This is a genomic window from Ruegeria sp. HKCCD6428, from assembly GCF_013110595.1.
Lineage (GTDB): Bacteria > Pseudomonadota > Alphaproteobacteria > Rhodobacterales > Rhodobacteraceae > Ruegeria.
The window spans coordinates 117,992-140,096 of the sequence record NZ_WVQX01000009.1; the positions used below are offsets into that span (position 1 = coordinate 117,992).

A 22,105-nucleotide genomic window follows, 5' to 3' on the forward strand; every position below is an offset into this window, starting at 1 on the left:
GCCTTCGCCCGTCACAGGCGCAAGTTTCACATCATCATGACGAACAGCGATCCGATCTGCCCGCTTTGCGGCCGCCCGATCCCCGACGGGGGTGGCAGCCTGCATCATCTGATCCCAAAACTCAAAGGAGGCAAGGGCGGACCTACCGTTCTGCTGCATCAGATCTGCCACAAAGAGGTGCACGCCACCCTGACCGAAGCCGAACTGGCACGCAGTTTCAACACGGTCGAGGCCCTGCGTGCGCATCCTAGGCTCGAGAAATTTCTGACTTGGGTTCGCAAACGCCCACCCGGATTTCGTTCGAAAGTTCCGGGCAAGCGGCGCGGGCGCTGATCAACCTGGCAGGATCTGGTCGCCGACAATATCCGTCAGTGGTTCGGAAAGACCTTCGAGCTCGATACCCTGAAAGTCTGGTACATGGGCGAATTGTGCGCCCGCAACATGTTGGAATTCCAACGTCGTATAGGCGCGTTTCCACAGCCATTCGCGGTTTTCAACAGCCCAAAGGTCAGGATTGGGCGGGGTTTCGTCGGTAAAGGCATAGAAATGCAGGTCGAAGCCGAAAGGGGCGACCTCCTGCATTGACAGCAACGACATGCCCCGGGCGCGCCAGAACGCGTCTTCGGCGGCAATATCGCCGGTTCGAAGGGTAATCTGACCGATCCGAGCCTGCGCAAAAGGCGCGTCGGGGTCCGCTGCATACGGCGGCCGGTTGCCTTCGAAATCATGTTGCAGCAGTTCGATGACGAACCCTTCGGGATCCGCAAGATGGCACATGTAGCCGATGTCCAGAAACTGGTTCGGCGTGCTCACTGGTACGTCGAACCTGCGCAGATGAGCCGCAGCAAGATCGACATCTGGAACGGTGATTCCTATCTTCCAGTACCGCTGCCCCTTGTCATGGGTGTACCCTCCTCCACCCGGCAGCAACAAAATATCTGCGTCTGCACCGTCATAGCCGACACGGTGGCCGGTTTCTGTTCGGCCAACGGACATGCCCATAATGTCGCGATAAAACGCGGCCAGCCGATCCGGGTCAGCGACCCGCAGGCGCAGTGCAGACAGCCTCATGAGCACAACCTTGCGATTCCCGCCGCGATCTCGGGGTCGGCGTTCACGCTGTCGGCCACCAGATCGCGTGCGGTTTGCATCAGGTGATCGGGATCGACAATCCGGTCCACCAGGCCAAATTCATACGCCTCCTGCGCGGTGATTTTCTGACCCGCCATAAGGATCAACTTGGCCCTGGCCGGTCCGACCAGAGCCGCCAGCCGCGCGGGGTCGGACGGTTGTGGCAGAAACCCCAGCTTCATCACCGGATAGAAGAACTTGGCCGACGGCACGGCAATGCGCAGATCACAGGCCAGCGCCATACCGTTGGCCCCGCCTGCCAAAGTGCCGTTCAGTGCGGCAACGGTCAGACAAGGCAACGCGGCAATGGCGCCGGACAGCCTTTCCCAGACATCCGATTTGGCCAAACCGGCGCGCGCTTCGTCCAGATCTGCCCCGGCGCTGAACACTTTGCCCGCGCCGGTCAGGATCAACGCCTTGGCCTCTGTCGCGGATTCGGCGATCTCGGCCAGTTCCGCCAGCATGGCCCCGGTCAGGGCGTTCGCCTTGCCGGGATTGTTGATCGTGACGGTCCACAGGCCGCCTTCTTTGGTCAAATCGATCATATCAGCCCGGCCCGTTTGCGAATGTCTTCAAGCCGCAGCGAAATTTCAGTGCCAAGGAATTCATCGGCATCATCCGAGCACATCCACAACAGCGCCCGTGCGGGCCAGTCCGCGGGGATATGCACATCCCAGTCCAGCTGACTGACTGGATTTATGCCGCTGGCCTTGATCGACCGCTGCATATCGGTGGCCACCGTCCCCGGTGACAGGCCCATGGCGCGAATACCGTTATGGGCTTCTTCCAGATGCAGACATTCCGTGAGCATCTTGGCCCCGGCCTTCGAGGCGCAATAATGGCTCCAGGCTTCGACCGGGTTCGATGCTGCACCGGACGAGATCGTCAGAATGCTCCCCCCTCCCGCAGCCCGCATCACCGGCAACGCAGCGCGCATCCCGTAGAAAACACCTTTCAGGTTGATGTCGATGGCCTTGCTCCACGCCTCGGTGTCAGCATTCGAGAGATGAAAGATCGGATCGATCACACCCGCGTTGCCGATCAGAACATCCAACCCACCGAACCGGTCCACGCATGTGGCCACGGCTTGTTCCACCTGCGCGAAATCGCTGACGTCACAGGCCAATGCGATGGCCTGATCGCCCAATGCGGCCGCCAGAGCGTCAATCTGGTCCTTGCTGCGAGCCACCAATGCGACATTGGCGCCGGCTGCGGCAAAAACGCGCCCTGCCTCGGCCCCAATTCCTCGGCTGGCCCCGGTTATGAGAACAGTTTTTCCCTGCATTTGCCCTTCCTCACGCATTGTAATCTCTGTCGGCTACAGCCGTAGCGCGTAAACGGGGAAAGGGTCCAGCCCTTGCCCCCTTGACGATACCCGCCACAAAACCGACCATGCGCCACAAATTGATCAAGAAGGGTTACCTTATGTCCGTTTTCCTTCGCCGCAGCTGCGGCGCTGCCCTGGCTTATGCCGTTGCCACCCAAGGGGCGTTTGCCGATCTGTCGGCCGAAGACGTCTGGTCCGATTGGCAGAGCTATTTCACCTCGATGGGTTACACCGTCACAGGAGACGAAAGCACCTCGGGCGACGTCACCACGATTTCCAACATGACACTTTCAGTGGCCCTTCCCGAAGAGGACGGACAGTTTCAGATGGTCATGCCGGAAATGACATTGACCGAAAATGGTGACGGGACCGTTACCATTGACCTGCCGGAAAGCTTTCCCATGGAAATCACCGGTCAGGCCGAAGACGAAAACTTCGCAGCCACTGTCACTTATTCCCATAGCCAACTTAACATGGTCGTGTCAGGCACACCGGACGACATGACCTATGACTACAAGGCTCACAATCTGGGCGTGAAACTGGATTCGATTGAGGTCGATGGTGAGGCTCTGCCCAATGATGTGTTTGGCATCGATGTCCAAGCAAGCGATCTGTCCGGCAGCTCGCGGATGCAGATCGGCGACAATCGGAACATCAGCCAGACGTTCAACGCAGCCACGTTAACTTATGATCTGAACTTTCAGGATCCTGAAAGCGGCGAAAACGGGTTGATCAACGGTCAACTCGACCAACTGGCATTTGAGGGCAACAACGTCGTCCCGCCGGATTTTGACTTTTCGGACCCAGAAGCCTTTTACAAGGCTGGTTTTTCGTTTGACGGCACCTTCACCTATGCTGCGGGCAGCACGGATCTGAGCGGGACCAGCGAAGGTCAGGCGTTCTCGATGAACAGCACGTCCGAAGGCGGGCGTTTTGCAGCCAGCATCGATGCAGAGCGTATCGTCTATGACATTGACCAGAACAGCACGAAGATGGCCGTTACCACGGCGGGCCTGCCGTTCCCGATCGAACTTTCGATGGCCAAGGCGGGCCTGAACTTCGAATTCCCCATCCAGCAATCGGACGAGGTTCAACCCTTCGGCTTTGGGCTGAACCTGACCGATTTCACCATGTCGGACATATTGTGGGGCATTTTCGATCCTGCGGGCGCGCTGCCGCGTGATCCGGCGACGATTGCGCTGGATGCGACAGGAACCGCGAAAGTGCTGATGAATATCTTCGATCCTGAAATCGACGTCGAATCCGACGAAGCGCCGGGGGAACTGCACTCGCTGAAGATCAACGAACTGCTGGTTTCGCTGGTTGGCGCCAAACTGACCGGTGACGGTGATTTTGCTTTCGACAACACCAATACCGAAGAGTTTGATGGCCTGCCCAGCCCAAGCGGCGTGGCGAACCTTCAGCTGGTTGGCGCCAACCAGTTGATCGACACCCTGATCGGCATGGGAATCATCTCGGACGAAGACGCGCTGGGTGCCCGCATGATGATGGGTCTGATGGCAGTTCCGGGCGAAGAACCTGACACACTGAACTCGAAGATCGAGTTCACCGAAGATGGCCAGATCCTGGCGAATGGTCAACGTATCAAGTGACAATCAACGGAAAGGGCCGCGCAACATGCGGCCCTTTCTCTGTCCTGCCAATCCCTGCCCAAACCTCTGAAACGGCACGGGTTCACCGCGATCCTCAACGCACAATCTGGTCACAGGTCTTGCGAGACGGGCGGTCCAAGGCTAGGTCCTTGGCAATCAACCCGGAGGCCTCATGACCTGCTCACCAGAAGAAATCAGCCATCACTTGCTTGACGTGGCCCGCAAGGCAGGCGCGGACGCGGCGGATGCCATCGTTATCGACGGATCCTCTGTTTCCGTCGAAGTGCGGGGCGGCGCGCTGGAACATGCCGAACGCTCGGAAGGGACTGATCTGGGATTGCGGGTGTTTCTGGGCAAACGATCCACCATTGTGTCCAGTTCCGACAGCCGCCCTGAAACCCTGCGCGCCATGGCGGAACGAGCTGTCGCAATGGCCAGAGAGGCCCCCGAAGATCCGTTTTCCGGGCTGGCTGACAAGGACCAGCTGGTTACAGACTGGAACATAGAGTCACTGGAATTGTCGGACCCGGCCCCGGCCCCGTCTGCCGAAGCCCTGATGCAGGATGCTCTGACGGCCGAGGCCGCAGCGCTGGCCGTTACCGGCGTTACCCAGGTGTCAGATGCGGCCGCAAGCTATGGAACCCACCATGTGCATCTGGCCGCGACAAACGGGTTCACCGGCGGATATGAACGCAGTAGCCGGTCGATATCCTGTGTTGCGATCTCGGGAGAAGGCACCGGGATGGAGCGAGACTATGACGGCGACAGCCGGACGTTCCAATCCGACCTGCGCAGCGCAGATGAGATCGGGCGCACAGCAGGCGAACGCGCCGTGCAACTGGTTGGTGCGCGCAAACCTGAAACGGGTCGCTTTCCCGTGCTCTTTGACGAACGAATCTCATCTTCGCTCATCGGCCACCTTCTGGCCGCCAGCAATGGTGCAGCAATCGCGCGGGGCGCATCCTGGCTCAAGGATTGTCTGGGGCAGGACGTTCTGCCCGCACACCTGTCTCTGATCGAAGACCCGCACCGCCCACGCATTTCGGGCTCGCGTCCCTTTGATGCCGAGGGTCTGCCGACACAACGCCGGGCAATCGTGGAAAACGGCGTTCTGACCGGCTGGACGTTGGACCTGTCAAGCGGGCGAAAACTGGAAATGGCGTCCACGGGAAATGCCGCTCGTGGGGTCTCGGGCCCACCATCGCCCAGCAACTGGAACCTGAGCCTGACACAAGGTGACCAAAGCCGCGCCGACCTGCTGCGCGATATGGGAACCGGGTTGCTGGTCACGTCCATGATCGGTTCAACGATCAACCCCAATACCGGTGACTATTCAAGGGGTGCATCGGGCTTCTGGGTCGAGAATGGCGAGATCACGCATCCGGTCAATGAATGCACCATCGCGGGCAATCTGCGGGACATGCTGCGCCGGATCATCCCGGCGAACGATGCCCGCCCATACCTGTCGCGCGTGGTTCCGTCGCTTCTGATCGAAGGAATGACACTTGCCGGCAACTGACCTGCCCCTGCTGATCGAGGCGGCGCTGGAGGCCGGCAAGATCGCCACGCGCTATTCCGGCACGCAAGCACAGCGCTGGGACAAACCCGATGGCGCCGGCCCAGTGACCGAGGCGGATCTTGCCGTGAACACGATGCTGGAGGAGCGGTTGTGTTCGGCGCGACCGGGCTATGGCTGGCTCAGTGAGGAATCCGAGGATTCCACCGACCGGCTGGACCGCAACAGCACTTTCATCATCGACCCGATCGACGGCACCCGAAGCTTTGCAGAAGGCGCGCGCACCTGGGCACATTCCATAGCCGCCGCCGATAACGGCATGGTGACGGCGGCGGTCATTTACCTGCCGATGCGGGATTTGCTGTACGCGGCGGCACAGGGTCAGGGCGCGACTCTCAATGGTAAGACGATCACGACTTCGGATACCGCAGAGCTTTTGCATTCAGAAATTCTGGCCGCCAAGCCAAATCTTGACGCACGGCATTGGCGCGACGCGCAGGCGCCAGAATTCGAACGCGCCTATCGTCCGTCACTTGCCTATCGCATGGCTTTGGTCGCGCAGGGGCGGTTCGATGGCATGTTGACCCTGCGCCCCAGTTGGGAATGGGATATTGCCGCCGGTGACCTGATCATCCGAGAGGCCGGCGGCGTGTGTTCCGACCGTACGGGTCAACGGCTGATCTTCAACAATATGCATCCCAGGTTGAACGGCGTGATCGCCGCCAGCGCCTCGATTCATCAGCAACTGTCGGCACTGCTGGATCCGGCCGGGCCGGGAATCAGAACATGAGCAAACCGCGCTCACTCAGCCTGGCCGCCTACAGGGTGTTGTCATGGGGGTTGCGCAACGGGGTTGCGCCGCAATCCAACCTGCCGCGCCCCGAAGGTGAGTTGCTATGGATCCATGTTGCCACCCCGGATCGGCTGCGGGCTGTGACCGACTTCTGCCGTCGGCTGTCGCAGGTCAGGGCCAAGCTGAATTTCCTTCTGACCGCACCCCCGGATGAGGATCTGTCCTACTGGCCGGACAGCAGGTTCCCTTTGATCAACCTGCCACAGGAACAGAGTGGCGCCGCCCGCGAGTTTATCGAATACTGGCGTCCGAACATGGGGTTGTGGGTCGGTGGCGATCTGATGCCCAACATTGTCACGCGCGCTGACGAACAGGCGATCCCGCTGGTCCTGTTCGACGCCCAATTCAGCGTCACACTGTCCCGGAACGCCCGTTGGCTGCCAGACATCACACGGGTGACCTTTGACTGTTTCCGCAAGATTCTCACGCCATCCCCCGAGACGGCTCGACAGATCCGCCGCCTCGGGATCCAATCCGGAAAAGTTGCGGAATCACCGCCTTTGCGGATCAGCCCCAATCCCCGGCCCTGGCCTGAAGACGAGCTTATCGAGACCACACATACACTTGCCGGGCGCCCGGTTTGGTTGGCGGCATGGGTTCAGGACAAGGAGTTCATCTCGGTTCTGACAGCCCACCGTCAGGCGCTGCGGATGCTGCATCGGCTGGTTCTGGTGTTGCACGTGGCAAACGAGCCGGAAGTCTCGCCGCTGAGACGGCGGCTGGAATCGATGGACCTGCGCTGCATCAACTGGGATGAAGGGGACATGATTGAAGACACCACTCAGGTCGTCCTGACATCGGACCCCGAAAACCTGGGCCTATGGCATCGCATGGCACCAGTGACCTTCATGGGCAGTTCACTGGAACGCGGCGCGGGCGGTCAGGACCCGTCCGAAGCAATCGCGCTGGGGTCTGCGATCATGTTCGGACCATATGTGCACCGCCATCAGGAATTCTATTCCAGCCTGCAACAGGTGAACGCCGCCAAAGAGGTTAAGACGGCAACCGAACTGGGCGACGCCGTTGTGCAGCTTCTGGCACCGGATCAAGCTGCCGGCATGGCGTTGGCTGGATGGCAGTTGTTGACCGAAGGCGCACCGCAGGCTGACGCCCTGATCGAAATGGTGCAGGATATTCTGGATCAGCGGGGTGCGGATCATGCGGGCACCTGAATTCTGGAACACGACTCCGGATCAACCGGATCTGAGGGCGCGTATGCTGGCACCGTTGGGGCGCCTATATGCAGCGGCAACCGCCCGTAGGATCGCCTCGGAATCCGGCGAAAAGCCGGGTGTGCCCGTGATCTGTATCGGCAACCTCAATGCTGGTGGAACCGGTAAAACACCAACGGTGATCTGGACCCTTGAACAGCTTCGAGGCGCCTGGCACGAACCACATGTCGTCACGCGGGGGCACGGAGGCTCTTTGGACGGGCCGGTGCAGGTTGATCCGGCCCGGCACACGGCTGCCGAAGTAGGAGACGAGCCGCTGCTTCTGGCGATGTTTGCCGAAGTCTGGGTTGCAAAGCACAGAGCGGCGGGCGCACGGGCCGCCGCAGCGGCGGGCGCCACGGTAATCGTGCTGGATGACGGGTTTCAAAACCCCTCGGTGGCCAAGGATTTCTCGATCATTGTTGTCGATGCTCAACGCGGGTTCGGAAACGGTTTGTGCCTGCCTGCCGGGCCACTGCGGGAACCGGTCGACATCGGGTTGAAACGGGCCGACCTTGTGTTGTCTCTGGGCGATGAGGCCGCGCAAATGGCTTTCACCGCTCAGTGGGGCGACAAGTTGTCCGTTCCCCATGTCACCGGAGCAATCGAGCCCCTGCAAACCGGCATGGACTGGACCGGCACACGCGCTTTGGCATTTGCTGGTATCGGCCACCCCGAGAAGTTCTTCAAAACCCTGCGGCAGCTGGGCGTAGACCTGGTCCGCGCCGAAGCCCTGGACGATCACCAGCCTCTGACTCAAGCACTGATGGCCCGTCTGGAAAACGAGGCGCGCCAACTGGGTGCTCAGATGATAACGACCGAGAAAGATGCCGTACGTCTGCCCCCGGCTTTTCGGAGCAAAGTGATCACTCTGCCGGTGCGTCTGCGAGTCGGCGAAACTGACAAGGTCCGCGACATGCTGCTGAAGGCAGCACCTGCACCCCAATAGGCCCGGTCGGCCCAGACAGGGCCAACCGGAAAAGGGTGTTTAGCCACCCAGTTCGTCTTCGATCAGCTTTTTGAAGTCAGCGTAGGACTGGTTGTCGACCTTCTTGCCGTTCACCACAAATGATGGCGTCGCCTGGATACCATCGCGTTCGGCGTTTTCCTGATACCACGCAGCCAATGTCCGCGCCTTGGTACCGTCTTGCAGGCAAGCCTCGAGCTGATCGCCATCGATGCCGGCCAAACGACCGATCTTGCGCAGCTCGTCCACGATCTCGGCCGGACCACCTGCGCGTGTCCATTCTGCCTGCCCTTCATAGATCAGGTCTGTGATACCGAAGAACTTTTCGGGGCCAGCGCAGCGTGCAACCATCGATGCCCAAAGGCCGTAGCGGTCAAAATACACCTCACGATAGGTAAACTTGACCTTGCCGGTGTCGATGAAGTCTTTCTTGAGTTGTTTGAAGGCGCCCTGATGGAAACTCGCGCAATGCGGGCAGGTATAGGACGCATATTCGATGATTTCGACAGGTGCATCCTCGGCGCCCAACACCATCTCGACGATCGTCGAAGTATCCAGGTCCGCCTCCTGCGCTTCGGCGGCACTGACCAGTGGAATGGTGACATTGGTGTTCGACCCTGTCAGCCAATAGCCGCCAGCGGCCACGGCGACGGCCGCACAGATTACGGTTGCAATACGGCTCATTTTCAGCCCTTTCTCAGCGTTTCTGTTTGGATAAAACGTTGCGCCCGAGACGTTCAAGAGCCGCGCGCAAATCTTCATCATGTACATCGCGTGACATTTTGTCGGCCTCGGTGGCAATGTCAGGCGCAATCTGGGGTTTGGCTTGCTTCGGCTTGTGGTCGAAACTGGCCTGCCCCTCGGCAAATCCGGTCGGAGCGGTCTGGGTGATGCGGACACGGCTGATGGCGTTATAGCCATAGACCGCGTTTACCTTGCCGCGCAGCTGTTCCTTCTGCATTTCCAGCATCGGAGCCTGTGGCCCGGTCGTCAACACGGTCAGGGTGGCACCAAATCCGCCCTTGCCATAACCCACTTTGACCGGGCGCGCGATGGCGGCGGTTTCCTGGCCGACAATCTCGGCCCAGTGGGTCAAAAGCCGCGACACGGCAAACCCCCGGCTTTCCCCGGCGCGCCGGATCTGATCGTTCAGCAAGGATGCGGTGCGTTTGAACCCGCGGGTCGAAGAACGTCTGCGTTGCATCTGGTTTCCTGCTCCTACACCTCTATTGTACTGGGCAGGCCACCATGTGCCAGCGAAACCCGACCGGGAGTTGAATAAAACTTGCGTGACTCTGCTGAATTCACCGTCAGTGATGCGTTGCTGGAGTGGTACGACCGCCACGCCCGCGAAATGCCATGGCGCATCGGTCCGGCAGATCGCGCCGCCGGGATGCGCCCCGATCCCTATCGGGTCTGGCTGTCCGAAGTGATGTTGCAGCAAACAACAGTTGCCGCCGTTCGCGACTATTTCCTGCGCTTCACCACCCGCTGGCCTACGGTTCAGGCTCTGGCCGCCGCACCGGACGAGCAGGTCATGGGGGAATGGGCCGGGCTTGGCTATTACGCCCGCGCCCGCAATCTTTTGAAATGCGCCCGTGCCGTCACGCAGAACTACGATGGCCGGTTTCCCGACAGCTTTGAAGCGCTGCTGAACCTACCCGGCATAGGCCCCTATACCGCCGCTGCGATCTCGGCCATCGCGTTTGATCAGCCTGAAACCGTGTTGGACGGAAACGTCGAGCGGGTCATGGCCCGGCTCCATGACATTCACGATCCGCTACCCGGGTCCAAACCCCTGCTGAAGGAAAAGGCGTCGGCCCTGACCCCGGCCATACGTCCCGGCGATTACGCGCAGGCGGTCATGGATTTGGGGGCAACCATCTGCACGCCGAAGTCGCCGACATGTGGCATTTGCCCCCTGCGTCACCCCTGTCAGAGCCGCGTCGCAGGCACCCAGGCCGACCTGCCACGAAAAACACCCAAAAAGCCCAAACCCACGCGGTATGGGCACGTGTATGTTGCGCAAAGCGCAGACGGGGCCATGGTGCTGGAACGCCGGCCTGACAAAGGTTTGTTGGGCGGAATGCTGGGCTGGCCCGGATCAGAGTGGAACGATGCCCCGGCCGAACGGCCTCCGTTCCCCGCGAATTGGAAGATGTTGTCGGGCGAAGTGCGCCATACATTTACGCATTTCCACCTGATTTTGCGGATCTGGACCACGGATGCCGCCGATCACGACATACCCGAACATCTGACAGTTGTAGACAAGCACAGCTTCAGGCCCGGCGACCTACCAACCGTGATGCGCAAGGCCTATGATCTTTGGCGAGGACAATAAGTCCGTTGTGTAAGTCTTCGGGCCATGGCTAGGATATCTCCATAAAGTCGGAGCAGAAAAGATGATCGCAACAGGCACATTGTCCCGCTGGCAATCTGCATCCCCTTTCTGGGTGTCGTTGTTGCTGATTCCGCTGGTCTGGTTTTCAGCTGCTACCGGTGGATGGTCACTGCTGCTGGTTCCTGCCGCAACCTGGTGGGCTTTTGCAGTGCTGGACCGGATCACCGGGCTCAACACTCAAAACGCCGACCCCGAGACGCCGGACACGGCGCTGCAATGGTACATATTGCTGACAAAACTCTGGGCCCCGATCCAGTTCGTCACCCTTTTTGGTCTGATCTGGTACGCAACCCACAACACCCATCTTTCAACGCTTGAGAAAATCGGCCTCTTCTTTGGCATGGGCGTCATTTCGGGCACGATTGGGATCAATTACAGCCACGAGTTGATGCACCAGAAAAGCCGCTTGGAACGCTGGCTGGGGGACATCCTTCTTGCCATGGTGCTGTATTCTCATTTTCGGTCCGAGCACCTCTTGGTCCACCACCGCCATGTTGGCACCCCGCGCGATCCGGTAACGGCGCGCTACAACGAAGGTTTCCATCGCTTCTATCCCCGCGTTCTGTGGCAATGCTGGGTTTCGGCCTTCAGCGCCGAGCGCAACAAGCTGGCCCGTATCGACAGACCGTGGACAGATCGTTCAAACCCGTTCTGGCGGTACTGGGCGCTGCAAGGTGGGATGCTGGCACTTGCCGGCCTGATCGGAGGATGGTCCGGCGTGGCGCTGTTTCTGCTTCAGGCTGGTGTCGCGATCTGGCAGCTCGAGCTGGTCAATTATGTCGAGCATTACGGCCTGACCCGAAAACACCTGGGCGAGGGACGGTACGAGCATGTCCTGCCACGCCATTCTTGGAATGCCTCGCAGAAAGCTTCGAACTGGTTGCTGATCAATCTTCAGCGCCATTCGGACCACCATTACAAACCCAATCGCCGGTTTCCGCTGCTGCAACATCACGCGTCGGACGCAGCACCGCAATTGCCCTATGGCTATCCCGTCATGACTGTGGCCGCGATGATACCGCCGCTTTGGCGGCGGGTCATGAACCCGCGCGTTCGCGCGTGGCGACGCCACTATTATCCCGAGATCACCGACTGGCACCCCTACAACAAATCCTTGAACTCCATGCCAAAATCGTGACCGCAGCGCGCACAGGCGCGCTGCTTGGCCCAACTGTCAGCACGGCATCTGCGATGCTGTTCTGACGGGCGGGAGGCCCTCAGCTTTTCATCACCCAGACATCCATCGGCGCCTCGACCCCTCGCACGGGTTGGCCGCGGCAGGCAACAAAACCGGCCATGACCTCCGGCGCCTGCGGGTTTTCTTCCTCAACCCGCAGGCGTACGGCATCGCTGACAACGATACGCGCCTTGAACTCACGCGTCAGTGCCTCAAGCTTGGCCGCCACATTGACCGCATCGCCAATCACCGCGAATTCCAACCGGTTGGCACCGATATCCCCAAGCACGACCGAGCCGTGATGCACCCCAACGCCGACATGGATTTCAGGCTCACCCGCCCGGCGGCGTTCCAGATTCCAACGGTCGATCACACCCACCATCGCACGCGCGCAGTCTAGGGCATTGCTCGCGTCCAGGGGCGTTGGCACCGGAGTGCCGAAGGTCGCCATCAAACCGTCGCCCAGATACTTGTCCAAGGTCCCGTGGTGCCGGAATACCTCGGTTTCCATACGGGCATGAAACCCGCGCAGAACCTCGATCACTTCATATGGATCCCGCCCGGCGGCGTATTTGGTGAACCCGACGATATCGATGAACAGAACGGCCACATCTTCTTTGCGGACCTGTTTCAGCGGCTCATCGTTCTGGCTCAGCTCATCCACCACATTGGGCGAGAAATACCGCGACAGGTTGGCCCGTTCCCGTTCCAATCCCGCGTTGTTCATCAACAATTGATTGAGACGCCGCATCGAAATGCCCAGCGTTACCGCGACCATTATGAATACGATCACTTGCTGGATACGTTGAGGGATCATGAAACTGTTTGGATCCAACAGCTCGGCAACATCCGGATAGCCCTGCAAAGCCTCTGCAACCTTTTCGCTGATCCCCGGAATCGGCGTTGCCACCCACGAGGCAACGATCCAACCGATCGTCCACATCAATGCCGTCCACGGACCGATGGCAATGACCGTGCGCCAGGAATAGGCTAGGGTTCCAGCCGCCAGGATGACGAAAAAGTACTGAAAGTTGTCAAACCGGTATTGCATGGCCAGAGGGCGGACATCGTCGCTGAACGGGTTGGGCACAATCATTCCAAGGGTCATGATCAGCAAATCCACGAAGATCAAAAGAAGCTCGACCCGCGATTGCCCCACCCGACCGGAACGGCGGATCAGCCAACCGTTGGCGCAGATCAGCAGCAGAATGAAGTGATACCAAAGCACCTCCCATTGCGGGTTCAGGAAAACCAGAAGAACCCCGGTCAGTGCCATCGCCACCCAGCGCGCGCGAACGGCCAGTTCCAACCCTTCACGCTTGTGCCGCTCCAACGCGGCCTCGGTGTATTTGTTGTCCAGATCGAACGTGTCAAGTTCCGTGAAAAACAGACTGCGGCGGGGCTGCGCGGTTGTCTCGGTCATGGCCGTGATCTTTCTTGCAGTGTCAGGGTCAACAACATGCAATCACTGTTGATCCGAAAACAAAAGACCCCGCCGTAGGATCGGCGGGGCAAGGCGTAGTGCCTTGTGTCAGGCCACAGGCACCGGCGGTGTTCTTTGTATCAGTTCATCTCGGCCCGGATCTGCTGGCGCAGAACGTCGATCGGAACCGTTTTGCCGTCACGCTTGAAGCACCAATAGGTCCAGCCATTGCAGGACGGAGCATTTTCCAGATGGGCGCCCACCTGATGGATCGAGCCTTTGACGTTGTCACCGACCAATGTGCCATCGGCCCGGACTTTGGCCTTGTGACGCCGGTTCATGGAATAAAGTTCTTCGCCCGGGCGCAGCATCCCACGTTCGACCAGCTGGCCGAAGGGAACGCGGGGTTCGGCGCGCTTGCTGGCGCTGACTTCCAGAGCCTCACGATCGAACTTGCGGACCTTGGCAATGCGCTTCTCGGCCACCTTGCGATAGCTTTCCTCGCGTTCGATACCAATGAATTCGCGGCCCAGCATCTTGGCGACGGCTCCGGTCGTTCCGGTGCCGAAGAACGGATCCAGCACCACGTCCCCCGGGTTGGTCGAGCCGATCAGAACACGGTGCAGCAGTGATTCCGGCTTTTGCGTCGGGTGTGCCTTGTCACCGTTTTCATCCTTCAGACGTTCATGCCCGGTGCAGATCGGCAGCACCCAGTCGCTGCGCATCTGCACGCCTTCGTTCAGGGCCTTCAGCGCCTCATAGTTGAAGGTGTACTTGGCACCTTCGCGCTTGGAAGCCCAGATCATCGTCTCATGCGCGTTGGTAAAACGTTTGCCGCGGAAGTTGGGCATCGGGTTTGACTTGCGCCAGACCACATCGTTCAAAATCCAATAGCCCTCGTCCTGCAACGCCGAACCAACGCGGAAAATGTTGTGGTAAGAGCCGATCACCCAGATCGCACCATTTGGCTTGAGCAGACGGCGCGCCGCCTTCAACCACGCGCGGGTGAATTGGTCATAGGCCCCAAAGCTGGAAAACTGATCCCAGTGATCATCCACCGCATCCACCTGAGAATTGTCCGGGCGATGCAGCTGGCCTTTCAACTGCAAATTATAGGGCGGATCCGCAAAAATCAGGTCAACGGATGCCTCGGGAAGACTGTTCATCACTTCGATGCAGTCCCCGGATAGAATCGTGTTTAAAGGGGGCGCTTTTGCGCCCTTTTTGGTGGTTGTCGTCATATCACTGCCTCAAGTGTCCACGGCGCTTTTGCGCTCATTTGGTTGAGACAAGGATGAGTCAAAGACGAATCGGCGTCAATTTCTTTTTTGAATCAGCAACTTACGATTTACTCTTGATACAAGATATTGTGCACCGGCTTGAACGAACGTCTATGGTGTGGGGTCACGCCAAGATTTTGCAGTGCATCCTTGTGTTGTTTTGACGGATAACCGGCGTTGGTTTCCCATCCATATCCCGGATGCTGTTGCGCCAAATCCACCATCACCTGATCGCGCCAGTTTTTTGCAAGGATCGAGGCGGCTGCAATCGACACCGATCGGGCATCCCCCTTCACGACGGCCTGCGACGGGATTTTCAGGCCGCGTGGAATCATGTTCCCGTCGATCAGCAGGAAATCAGGGGCCGGCGACAGAGCCTCGACCGCGCGCAGCATCGCCAGATGCGATGCCCTGAGGATGTTGATCTCGTCAATCTCGGCGACCGAGGCTTCGGCCACGGCAAACTCGGCGCTGTGCCGGATCTCGGTATCCAGCGCGACCCGACGTCTGGCCGTCAGCTTCTTGGAATCATTCAACCCTTCGGGGATGGTCTGTGGGTTCAGGATCACCGCTGCCGCGACGACCGGGCCAGCCAAAGGGCCGCGCCCGACCTCATCCACACCCGCGATACGGCAATGGCCCCGCTCCAGCAGCGCCTGTTCAAGTTCGAAATCTGGTTTTGTCATCCTTTTGGAAAACCGTGTTTCACACAGCGCCGCAAGAAAAAAAGAGAGGGCAGCTCACACCGCCCTCTCTCACGCGGCGCGTCTTTGGCGCCGCTCCTGCTCAACCGGTGTTACTGGTAAACGACACGGTATCCTTTCTGGCGCAAGCACGCGGGTTCGTATGCCCGCTTGACCTTTTGGCCATTCCAGAAACCGACTTTGCACTCTTGCGGCAGGCTATTGGCATGTTTGTAGTGCTTCTTGAGGCATTTCGGCCCAAGCAGCGGATGATCCTGTGAATACCCGTTGAATGTGCGCAGGCAGCGCTGGGGCAGATCATAACGCGCCACGCGCGGCGGCAGAGGGCGCACCGGCTGCGGCGTGTAAGGTGCCGGGGTATAGGTCTGATGGCGAGTCGCCCGATCCTTTTTCTTTTCCTTGTTGTAATAGTGAACCCCGGCCCCGATGAGCGCGATGGCCGCCAGCCCGCCAAGAATGTCCTTTGCGTCCGCAGCCCGTGCCTGAGACGCAGAAACCCCGGTTATTGCAACCGCGGTCGCAACGATGAAAGCGATGAATTTCCTGTGCATGATGCGTGTCCTTCATAGTGTTTGGGCGACCGTGTGACGGAGCGCGTAATGATTGCCCTGACACTGGGTGCGACCGGTCCAGACAAGCAATAACGGCCCGGTGTTATCGGATATCAGAGCCCGCAAACCCCTTGGGTTATTGAATATCGCGGCAACTCATGCGCAGGATGCGGCCTATGAAACAGATCCTCTCTTCTCTGACCTTTGCGGCCCTGATATCGCTTGGCTCTGCTGCGTCTGCGGCGGATTGCTATGCGGATTACAAGGCCAAGAAAGACAACCCGTTGCGTCTGCACTATGGGGTCATTCAGGTCTCGAACTGTGACAAGGGCCAGGCCCAGGCAGAAATCGCCCAGCGCCTGAGCGCGTCAGGCTGGACCTTGCTTGAAGTGCAGTCCGTTTTCGGGCCGGAAGGGTTGGATCAGAGGAAAGGCAATGCCGGAAAATTCTATCTCCGTTTCTGACGCACGCCGGTCGGGGGTCCGTCTGGTCGTGCTGGGCGTCGCAGCCATTGTCGCCATTCTGATCACCGCCGCCGTTTTCCTGTTCTGGACCCTGCCGGACGCCAACGCATTCAACGCCCGGGTCGAGCGATTGTTCATCGAGACCGATCTGACCTCGCAAACCGAAATCCGGTTGCTTGAAATTCTGGCCCAGTCCGGCACCGCCTTCGCCGACACCCTGTCCAGTTATCGGATGGTGATCTATGTGCTGCTGGTTTTTGCCTGCGCCATGATGGCCTCGGCGTTGGTCTTTCTGGTGATGCTGGTACTGCTGAACCGACGCATGGCGCAGATCGAACGCACCGGCATTCAGGTGACCTCGTTGCTGATCAGCCGCGAGGAAAACACCGTCTACCTCAACAACATGGATTTCAAACTCACGCCCGCCGCCATGGAAACCCTGTCTGTTCTGGCTGAATCCCGGCTGGATGATGAGGTTTTGTCCGGCGCCCAGATCGAGGCGATGATTTCCGGCCGCAATGAGGCCGATTGCGACGAAGCCGCAGGCGCGACGCGGATCAAACGGTTGCGGGATGCGCTTGGCAACCAGATGGTCAGTGAACTTCTGGTCAAGAACATCGCCAAAAAAGGGTATATGCTGTCCATCGAAAAAGACGTGATACAAATGGTCTGAGCCTTGCTGCATGACCGTATGCGTTGGCACTTTTCCCTTCTGCGCCTCTTGGAATGTGGGATGCAAAGCCCCATTCTAGAAAAAACCCAGGCAAGGGAGGTCGCATATGAACGTCCACGCCGCACCAAAAATCAATGGGTATGGAATCTCGGTTGAATCGCTGAATGGCAGAATTGCCATTTATCGCAATGATGTGCTTTTGGCTGAAAGCACAGATGCCAAGGTGATGTATGAAACGCGCCTGCCGCCCACGATCTATGTTCCCCGCGCGGATGTCTGTGTTGATCTGAGCGAAGAAACAGACCTGCAAACATTCTGCCCGTTCAAAGGCACTGCCACGTATCACGACATCAATCTGGGGTCCGAAAACCTGGCCAATTCTGTCTGGGCCTATGAAGAAGCCCTGCCCGAAAGCGCGGCCATTCAAGGCTGTATCGGCTTTGTGCCCGGCGCCTATACGAAAATCGATCTGGGCGACAACCGCCTTCGTGAACCTGAAGACGGCAACATCAGCGGGCCCCTGATTGATTGGTTGATGCGTGGTGCTTCGACCGCGGCAACACCCGAAAGCTTTACCAAAGCGCTGGCCGAAAAGATGCTGGAGCACGGCATCGCAATACAAAGGCTGAGCATTCTGGCCTGGTCCCTTCACCCCCTGATCGCGGGAAAGCACTATATCTGGGAAAAAGATGAAGAAGAGATTCTGACTAGGGCTCCGACATACGAAATCTATGATCACCCAGCTTTCATCAACAGCCCCTTGCGGCATGTCTCGAACGGCCTGGGTGGCGTGCGGCAAAGGTTGAATGATGAAAACCCGCAAAACAGCTTCCCGATCATGGAGGATCTGCGGGCCAAGGGCGCAACAGATTACGTGGCCATGCCCTTGCCGTTTTCCGACGGGCGCACCAATGTTCTGACGCTGACCTGCGATCACCCGGACGGGTTTACCACCGAAAATCTGGGCCTTGTCTTTGAATGTTCTTCGGTAATCGCCCGTTTCTACGAAGTGTTCATGCAGCGCGAAAACGCGCAGGTCCTGCTGGAAACCTATGTCGGCAAACGCACCGGCGCGCGCGTATTGGGCGGCGAAATCAGGCGGGGTGACGGGGATGAGATCGACGCCGCCATCATGTTCTGCGACCTCCGCAATTCAACGAGCCTGGAAGAGAAGCTGGGCCGGGGCGAGTATATCAATCTCCTGAACGAGTTCTTTGAAACGGTCTCGGGCATTGTTCATGACAACAACGGAGAAGTCCTGAAGTTCATTGGTGACGCTGTTCTGGCCGTTTTCCCGGCAACGGACGAGGATGCCAGTACGGCCCGCACCAATGCCCAGCGCTCGGCGATCAAAATCGTCGAAACTTTGGGAGAGCTGCGCAAAGAAGGTACGGACAGGCATTGCGACTGTTCGATCGGCGTCGCGTATGGGCGTGTCACCTACGGCAATGTGGGATCTCGCGAACGGCTTGATTTCACAGTTATCGGTCAGGCCGCAAACATCGCCGCGCGATTGGGCGAGTTCGGCAAGTCGCAAGGGCACCGCATTGTCGTTTCAGAAGACATCGAACCGGCCTGTTCCAATGCTGTACCGCTGGGAGACGTCAATCTGCACAACGTGTCCCGACCCGTCAGATCATATGCTTTACGAACCGCAGCCGATGAGATTCTGAACGGTTGAGGCCTGTCGTTTGCAGTTCTGAAGAAAACCGCATTGCCTTGATCAACGTGACACCCTTGCGATCATGCTTCACCGACCACTTCGATCCGGGGGGCGCTCTACTCAACCGGCTCTCAACAAGATCAATGCGGTCTGCGCCGGCGAGATCGTGTTCTGAAGTTGCGAAATCTGACTTCTGGCCAAATAGGTGTCGGTCAGTTTCTCGATCGACTTTGGGTTCGAAAACTGTGCCAGGTCATACGAGCCGGTCAGTTTGAGCAACCTTGCCTTGAACTCGACCCGTTGTTTGTCAATGTCCAGCTGCGCAAAGGATGACGGCAGTCCAAGTGCCGTTTCCATCATGCTGCGCAAGGGCGGCAACCCCATCAGATCGAACCACTTTGTGTCTGCGCTTGAGGTCCTGTTGGCAAGATCCGAAAGCTCTCGTTGTGCATAGAGCGAAATACGCATCGTTTCATCCGACTCGCCAACGGCAATTTCAAACCGGGCCGTCAAATTGGCCTGGGCGATTTGCTCCATGTCGGACGTCAGCGCGGTTTTTCGGACAGCACCGGGACCAAACCCAAAGGCGTCAGAAAATTCCCGGTATCGTTTGTCGGCCAATCGATTGGACAACGCGTCATCCGCCTGTGTCCCATCCTCGAGGATTTTGCGTATGAAAAACCGGTTGTCCAAATCTCCTTCCAAGCCGAACGCACCCAAAGCGACCTGCAACAACCTGCGATCCGAAACCAGCTCTTCGGCCGATTGGATTTTCCCAATGTTGTCCAGAAAATACTTTGTCTCTCTTTCATTCGCAGCTGACGACGAAAAACTCTGGAGCTGACCTTCATAGGTACGTTGCAGAAACCGCCAGCCCACGATTCCGCCGCTTGGGATGACCGGTTGGAATGTCATTGCTGGTAAGCCATCAGCCGCTCTTCGCGCGGCAGAAGCGAGCGAAGCGATTTGAGGCACTTGTAATAATGCTCAGCAACCAGGGCATCCGTGGCTTCGGCCAAGACCCGGCGGCTATCTGCATCCGTAAAAACCTGGCTCAGCTCTTCCACGCGGCGCAACAATTGCTGACGTGCTTGGCCAGGTTCGATGTCCCCCGACAATACAAGCTGCGCGGCATAACAGACGCGGCGCACCGGCGTATTCACCTCATCCGGATGAATCGCATCCCGCAGTCGAAGTACATTTGCCTGTGGCGTCATGATCGAAAACCGGCCGCGGCGATCGCCGTTCTCAATCACGACCCCGTTGATCAGAACCCTTTCTTTCGGGGCAAGCTTCAGGACCAGACCACTCATCAAGTTGCCCTCATCTGGCGCAATCCGCGCAATACGGCCGTGTTGATTTCCACCAACGGTTCAACGGTTGCGCCGTCTCCCAGAACGCGGCTGCTGTGTTGTTCGGTGAATTCGGCAAGGTAGAAGATCCTGGCTCTCAGGTCGTTGGGCAGGGCATTCTCGGAATCGGCAACGCCGGTGGCGAGCACCCCCCATAGCCGCCGGTTTTCGTGCACGGCCTGTACAAAGCCCGAAAAATCCGTTGCCTTTTGCGCTGTTGCTGCCTTCAGACGCCGTGTGATCCTTGAAATCGCTTCGTATTCCGTGTCTCGAGGCGTCCGAGTCGGCGCGGCGGTTTGCGCATAGGTTTGATGGGCTAGGGTTTGCGGTGTCACTTGAAATCCTTCCAAAGGGCCGTCATCAGGCAGTCATTGATGGGGCGCGAAATCCGCGCCCCAACCGATTTCGCGAATTAGCGGAACAGCGACAGAATCGACTGCGGTGCCTGATTGGCGATCGAAAGCGACTGCGTCGCCAACTGTTGCTGAACCTGAAGCGCCTGCAACCGCGCCGAAGTCTCTTCCATGTCCGCATCGACCAGCGACCCGATGCCTGACTTGAACGAGTCGGACAGGTTCGAGATGAACTCTTTCTGAGTTTCGATCCGGCTTTGAGAGGAACCAAAAGCAGCCGACGCGTCGATCGAAGTATCAATCAGCGACTCAACGGCGGCCAGGGCAGCGGTCGCACCCGCACCGGTCGAAACATCAATGCCGGCCAGCGCGCCCAGACCACCTGCACCGGCGTTCACGAATTGAGCCGAAAACGAAATGTCCGAGCCCGTACCGTTGGTGACAGACAAGGTTCCGGCTGTACCCGAGTCATAATCGACGGTCAGACCGGTAATCCCAAGCTCTTCAATCTTCGATTTCAACCCAACAGCAACCAGATCACCGGTTGTTGTCGCGGCAGCGTCTTCGGCAGACACGGTATAGGATACGACCTGATCGTTGATCGCGACGACGACCTTGTCCCCGGCGGCAAAAACACCGCTGGATTCGTCGGTGACCAGAGCGGTTGCGGCGGTTGCGCCGTTGTCAATGGTTGCGCCAACGCGATCGTTGCCTGTCGATGCGCCGGTCGAACCGTCAAAAACTTGCTTGGTGACATAACCACCGGTCGACAGGTTTTGCCCTGCAACGGTGATGGACGACGAAGTCACAGCACCTGTGTTGTCACGATCCAGCGATGCAAGGATCGAAGCGGAACCGGCAGAGCCGTCAACCAGGTTCAGACCATTGAACTGCGCCGCACTGACAACGGACGCGATCTGATCTTTCAGTGCAGTCACATCATCATTGATTTTGCCGCGGTCAACGTTGTCTTCCTGCGCCGCGACGATCTTGCCTTTCATCTGGGTCAGCAGATCAGTGACGGTTTCTGCGGCATTCCGCGCAACGGCGACGGTCGATTCGCCAAGCGCAAGACTGTCCTTGATGGCGTTGAAACCTTTGACGTCCGACTCCATCACTTTGGAAATCGCCCATACTGCCGAGTTGTCCTTGGCCGTCGCGACATCCTTGCCGGTCGAGATTGCGTTCTGGGTCATCGCCAGGTTTTTGTTGACCGACTTGAGAGTTTGCAGCGCAACCATCGCGCCATTGTTTGTCAGAATGCTGGACATAGCTTTCATCCTTTTCCGTTCGGGCCATTTTGCCCATGTTCACCCCGCACTATTTGCGGGCATTGGTGTCTTTCTGACCTGTGCGACGCGCCGCGTGGCTGTTCGCGCCACCTGTTGATCTCAGGTGCAGCACCACTTTTGAACCCGATCCCCTAACGGAGTGCTAAAGCGCCCG

24 protein-coding genes are annotated in these 22,105 nt (G+C 58.6%); 11 read left to right on the forward strand and 13 right to left on the reverse strand.

The genetic code is table 11. The features are described from left to right. The first annotated feature begins 36 nt into the window (after positions 1–36). Positions 37–333 (forward strand): HNH endonuclease, encoded by a 297-nt coding sequence (locus GS620_RS17945; RefSeq protein WP_171617278.1) that lies wholly within the window; start codon positions 37–39, stop codon positions 331–333. Here GS620_RS17945 and GS620_RS17950 read toward each other — a convergent pair whose 3' ends face one another. The 3 genes from GS620_RS17950 to GS620_RS17960 are packed head-to-tail and all read right to left on the reverse strand — an operon-like array spanning position 334 to position 2,416. Beyond that, positions 334–1,071, reverse strand: a complete 738-nt coding sequence (locus tag GS620_RS17950) for a VOC family protein (RefSeq protein WP_171617280.1) — start codon at positions 1,069–1,071, stop codon at positions 334–336. Beyond that, on the reverse strand, positions 1,068–1,676 hold the full coding sequence (locus GS620_RS17955) for an enoyl-CoA hydratase/isomerase family protein (RefSeq protein ID WP_171617282.1): 609 nt from the start codon (positions 1,674–1,676) through the stop codon (positions 1,068–1,070). The genes GS620_RS17950 and GS620_RS17955 overlap by 4 nt, the downstream gene beginning before the upstream one ends. Beyond that, the gene (locus GS620_RS17960) at positions 1,673–2,416 is read right to left on the reverse strand and encodes an SDR family oxidoreductase (protein ID WP_171617284.1); all 744 of its coding nucleotides are present in this window, start codon (positions 2,414–2,416) and stop codon (positions 1,673–1,675) included. Before GS620_RS17960 ends, GS620_RS17955 begins: the two co-directional genes overlap by 4 nt. A 140-nt stretch (positions 2,417–2,556) precedes the next feature. On the opposite strand from GS620_RS17960, the gene GS620_RS17965 reads away from it, so the two are divergent. From GS620_RS17965 to lpxK, 5 genes are all read left to right on the forward strand, one after another. Continuing rightward, positions 2,557–4,071: a DUF2125 domain-containing protein gene (locus GS620_RS17965; protein WP_171617286.1), complete on the forward strand. Its 1,515-nt coding sequence runs from the start codon at positions 2,557–2,559 to the stop codon at positions 4,069–4,071. A 172-nt stretch (positions 4,072–4,243) separates the two neighbouring features. Next, complete coding sequence (locus GS620_RS17970) at positions 4,244–5,590, forward strand: TldD/PmbA family protein (RefSeq protein WP_171617288.1); 1,347 nt, start codon at positions 4,244–4,246, stop codon at positions 5,588–5,590. Next, a complete protein-coding gene (locus tag GS620_RS17975; RefSeq protein ID WP_171617291.1) occupies positions 5,577–6,377 on the forward strand; it encodes a 3'(2'),5'-bisphosphate nucleotidase CysQ in 801 nt (266 codons plus the stop codon). The genes GS620_RS17970 and GS620_RS17975 overlap by 14 nt, the downstream gene beginning before the upstream one ends. Next, the gene (locus GS620_RS17980; RefSeq protein WP_171617293.1) at positions 6,374–7,612 is read left to right on the forward strand and encodes a 3-deoxy-D-manno-octulosonic acid transferase; all 1,239 of its coding nucleotides are present in this window, start codon (positions 6,374–6,376) and stop codon (positions 7,610–7,612) included. The genes GS620_RS17975 and GS620_RS17980 overlap by 4 nt, the downstream gene beginning before the upstream one ends. Further along, positions 7,599–8,600 (forward strand): tetraacyldisaccharide 4'-kinase, encoded by a 1,002-nt coding sequence (gene lpxK, locus GS620_RS17985; RefSeq protein ID WP_171617295.1) that lies wholly within the window; start codon positions 7,599–7,601, stop codon positions 8,598–8,600. The genes GS620_RS17980 and lpxK overlap by 14 nt, the downstream gene beginning before the upstream one ends. 39 nt (positions 8,601–8,639) lie before the next feature. Here lpxK and GS620_RS17990 read toward each other — a convergent pair whose 3' ends face one another. Then, positions 8,640–9,302, reverse strand: a complete 663-nt coding sequence (locus GS620_RS17990) for a DsbA family protein (protein WP_171119927.1) — start codon at positions 9,300–9,302, stop codon at positions 8,640–8,642. Between the two features lie 13 nt (positions 9,303–9,315). Further along, positions 9,316–9,822 (reverse strand): DUF721 domain-containing protein, encoded by a 507-nt coding sequence (locus GS620_RS17995; protein ID WP_152459280.1) that lies wholly within the window; start codon positions 9,820–9,822, stop codon positions 9,316–9,318. Positions 9,823–9,903: 81 nt separating this feature from the next. Between GS620_RS17995 and mutY the strand changes: the two genes are divergently transcribed. Then, positions 9,904–10,959, forward strand: a complete 1,056-nt coding sequence (mutY, locus tag GS620_RS18000) for an A/G-specific adenine glycosylase (RefSeq protein WP_171119928.1) — start codon at positions 9,904–9,906, stop codon at positions 10,957–10,959. A 61-nt stretch (positions 10,960–11,020) separates the two neighbouring features. Then, positions 11,021–12,157 (forward strand): alkane 1-monooxygenase, encoded by a 1,137-nt coding sequence (locus GS620_RS18005; RefSeq protein ID WP_171617297.1) that lies wholly within the window; start codon positions 11,021–11,023, stop codon positions 12,155–12,157. A 79-nt stretch (positions 12,158–12,236) separates the two neighbouring features. Here GS620_RS18005 and GS620_RS18010 read toward each other — a convergent pair whose 3' ends face one another. The 4 genes from GS620_RS18010 to GS620_RS18025 form a co-directional block, all read right to left on the reverse strand. Further along, positions 12,237–13,619 (reverse strand): adenylate/guanylate cyclase domain-containing protein, encoded by a 1,383-nt coding sequence (locus GS620_RS18010; protein ID WP_171617299.1) that lies wholly within the window; start codon positions 13,617–13,619, stop codon positions 12,237–12,239. A 140-nt stretch (positions 13,620–13,759) separates the two neighbouring features. Next, positions 13,760–14,860: a site-specific DNA-methyltransferase gene (locus tag GS620_RS18015; protein WP_171617301.1), complete on the reverse strand. Its 1,101-nt coding sequence runs from the start codon at positions 14,858–14,860 to the stop codon at positions 13,760–13,762. A gap of 107 nt (positions 14,861–14,967) precedes the next feature. Further along, positions 14,968–15,585, reverse strand: a complete 618-nt coding sequence (locus tag GS620_RS18020; RefSeq protein WP_171617303.1) for a ribonuclease HII — start codon at positions 15,583–15,585, stop codon at positions 14,968–14,970. Positions 15,586–15,695: 110 nt separating this feature from the next. Next, a complete protein-coding gene (locus tag GS620_RS18025) occupies positions 15,696–16,154 on the reverse strand; it encodes a hypothetical protein (protein WP_152459286.1) in 459 nt (152 codons plus the stop codon). Between the two features lie 176 nt (positions 16,155–16,330). Between GS620_RS18025 and GS620_RS18030 the strand changes: the two genes are divergently transcribed. The 3 genes from GS620_RS18030 (at position 16,331) to GS620_RS18040 (ending at position 18,972) form a co-directional block, all read left to right on the forward strand. Further along, entirely contained in the window at positions 16,331–16,618 is a 288-nt protein-coding gene (locus GS620_RS18030; protein ID WP_152459287.1) for a hypothetical protein, read from the forward strand. Beyond that, the gene (locus GS620_RS18035; protein WP_152459288.1) at positions 16,590–17,291 is read left to right on the forward strand and encodes a helix-turn-helix domain-containing protein; all 702 of its coding nucleotides are present in this window, start codon (positions 16,590–16,592) and stop codon (positions 17,289–17,291) included. Before GS620_RS18030 ends, GS620_RS18035 begins: the two co-directional genes overlap by 29 nt. A 106-nt stretch (positions 17,292–17,397) precedes the next feature. Then, entirely contained in the window at positions 17,398–18,972 is a 1,575-nt protein-coding gene (locus GS620_RS18040; RefSeq protein ID WP_171205259.1) for a DUF427 domain-containing protein, read from the forward strand. A gap of 102 nt (positions 18,973–19,074) precedes the next feature. Here GS620_RS18040 and GS620_RS18045 read toward each other — a convergent pair whose 3' ends face one another. The 4 genes from GS620_RS18045 to GS620_RS18060 all read right to left on the reverse strand — a co-directional run bounded on the left by GS620_RS18045 (position 19,075) and on the right by GS620_RS18060 (position 21,930). Then, entirely contained in the window at positions 19,075–19,869 is a 795-nt protein-coding gene (locus GS620_RS18045) for a DUF1217 domain-containing protein (protein ID WP_171617305.1), read from the reverse strand. Next, a complete protein-coding gene (gene flbT, locus GS620_RS18050; protein ID WP_152459291.1) occupies positions 19,866–20,267 on the reverse strand; it encodes a flagellar biosynthesis repressor FlbT in 402 nt (133 codons plus the stop codon). Before flbT ends, GS620_RS18045 begins: the two co-directional genes overlap by 4 nt. Next, positions 20,267–20,641 carry a flagellar biosynthesis regulator FlaF gene (gene flaF, locus GS620_RS18055; RefSeq protein ID WP_170345565.1) on the reverse strand — a complete coding sequence of 125 codons (375 nt, stop codon included), beginning with the start codon at positions 20,639–20,641 and terminating at the stop codon, positions 20,267–20,269. The genes flbT and flaF overlap by 1 nt, the downstream gene beginning before the upstream one ends. A 77-nt stretch (positions 20,642–20,718) precedes the next feature. After that, positions 20,719–21,930: a flagellin gene (locus GS620_RS18060; RefSeq protein ID WP_171119936.1), complete on the reverse strand. Its 1,212-nt coding sequence runs from the start codon at positions 21,928–21,930 to the stop codon at positions 20,719–20,721. Positions 21,931–22,105 lie beyond the last annotated feature (175 nt).

Coding starts and splice junctions, on each gene's coding strand:
- GS620_RS17965 (WP_171617286.1), top strand. CDS start 2,557: ATGTCCGTTTTCCTTCGCCGCAGCTGCGGCGCTGCCCTGGCTTATGCC.
- GS620_RS17980 (WP_171617293.1), top strand. CDS start 6,374: ATGAGCAAACCGCGCTCACTCAGCCTGGCCGCCTACAGGGTGTTGTCA.
- GS620_RS18045 (WP_171617305.1), bottom strand. CDS start 19,869: ATGACATTCCAACCGGTCATCCCAAGCGGCGGAATCGTGGGCTGGCGG.
- GS620_RS17955 (WP_171617282.1), bottom strand. CDS start 1,676: ATGATCGATTTGACCAAAGAAGGCGGCCTGTGGACCGTCACGATCAAC.
- GS620_RS17945 (WP_171617278.1), top strand. CDS start 37: ATGACGAACAGCGATCCGATCTGCCCGCTTTGCGGCCGCCCGATCCCC.
- GS620_RS18005 (WP_171617297.1), top strand. CDS start 11,021: ATGATCGCAACAGGCACATTGTCCCGCTGGCAATCTGCATCCCCTTTC.
- GS620_RS18040 (WP_171205259.1), top strand. CDS start 17,398: ATGAACGTCCACGCCGCACCAAAAATCAATGGGTATGGAATCTCGGTT.
- GS620_RS17995 (WP_152459280.1), bottom strand. CDS start 9,822: ATGCAACGCAGACGTTCTTCGACCCGCGGGTTCAAACGCACCGCATCC.
- GS620_RS17950 (WP_171617280.1), bottom strand. CDS start 1,071: ATGAGGCTGTCTGCACTGCGCCTGCGGGTCGCTGACCCGGATCGGCTG.
- GS620_RS17960 (WP_171617284.1), bottom strand. CDS start 2,416: ATGCAGGGAAAAACTGTTCTCATAACCGGGGCCAGCCGAGGAATTGGG.
- GS620_RS18010 (WP_171617299.1), bottom strand. CDS start 13,619: ATGACCGAGACAACCGCGCAGCCCCGCCGCAGTCTGTTTTTCACGGAA.
- GS620_RS18020 (WP_171617303.1), bottom strand. CDS start 15,585: ATGACAAAACCAGATTTCGAACTTGAACAGGCGCTGCTGGAGCGGGGC.
- GS620_RS17990 (WP_171119927.1), bottom strand. CDS start 9,302: ATGAGCCGTATTGCAACCGTAATCTGTGCGGCCGTCGCCGTGGCCGCT.
- GS620_RS18060 (WP_171119936.1), bottom strand. CDS start 21,930: ATGTCCAGCATTCTGACAAACAATGGCGCGATGGTTGCGCTGCAAACT.
- GS620_RS18030 (WP_152459287.1), top strand. CDS start 16,331: ATGAAACAGATCCTCTCTTCTCTGACCTTTGCGGCCCTGATATCGCTT.
- GS620_RS17970 (WP_171617288.1), top strand. CDS start 4,244: ATGACCTGCTCACCAGAAGAAATCAGCCATCACTTGCTTGACGTGGCC.
- GS620_RS18025 (WP_152459286.1), bottom strand. CDS start 16,154: ATGCACAGGAAATTCATCGCTTTCATCGTTGCGACCGCGGTTGCAATA.
- GS620_RS18015 (WP_171617301.1), bottom strand. CDS start 14,860: ATGACGACAACCACCAAAAAGGGCGCAAAAGCGCCCCCTTTAAACACG.
- lpxK (WP_171617295.1), top strand. CDS start 7,599: ATGCGGGCACCTGAATTCTGGAACACGACTCCGGATCAACCGGATCTG.
- GS620_RS18035 (WP_152459288.1), top strand. CDS start 16,590: ATGCCGGAAAATTCTATCTCCGTTTCTGACGCACGCCGGTCGGGGGTC.
- flbT (WP_152459291.1), bottom strand. CDS start 20,267: ATGAGTGGTCTGGTCCTGAAGCTTGCCCCGAAAGAAAGGGTTCTGATC.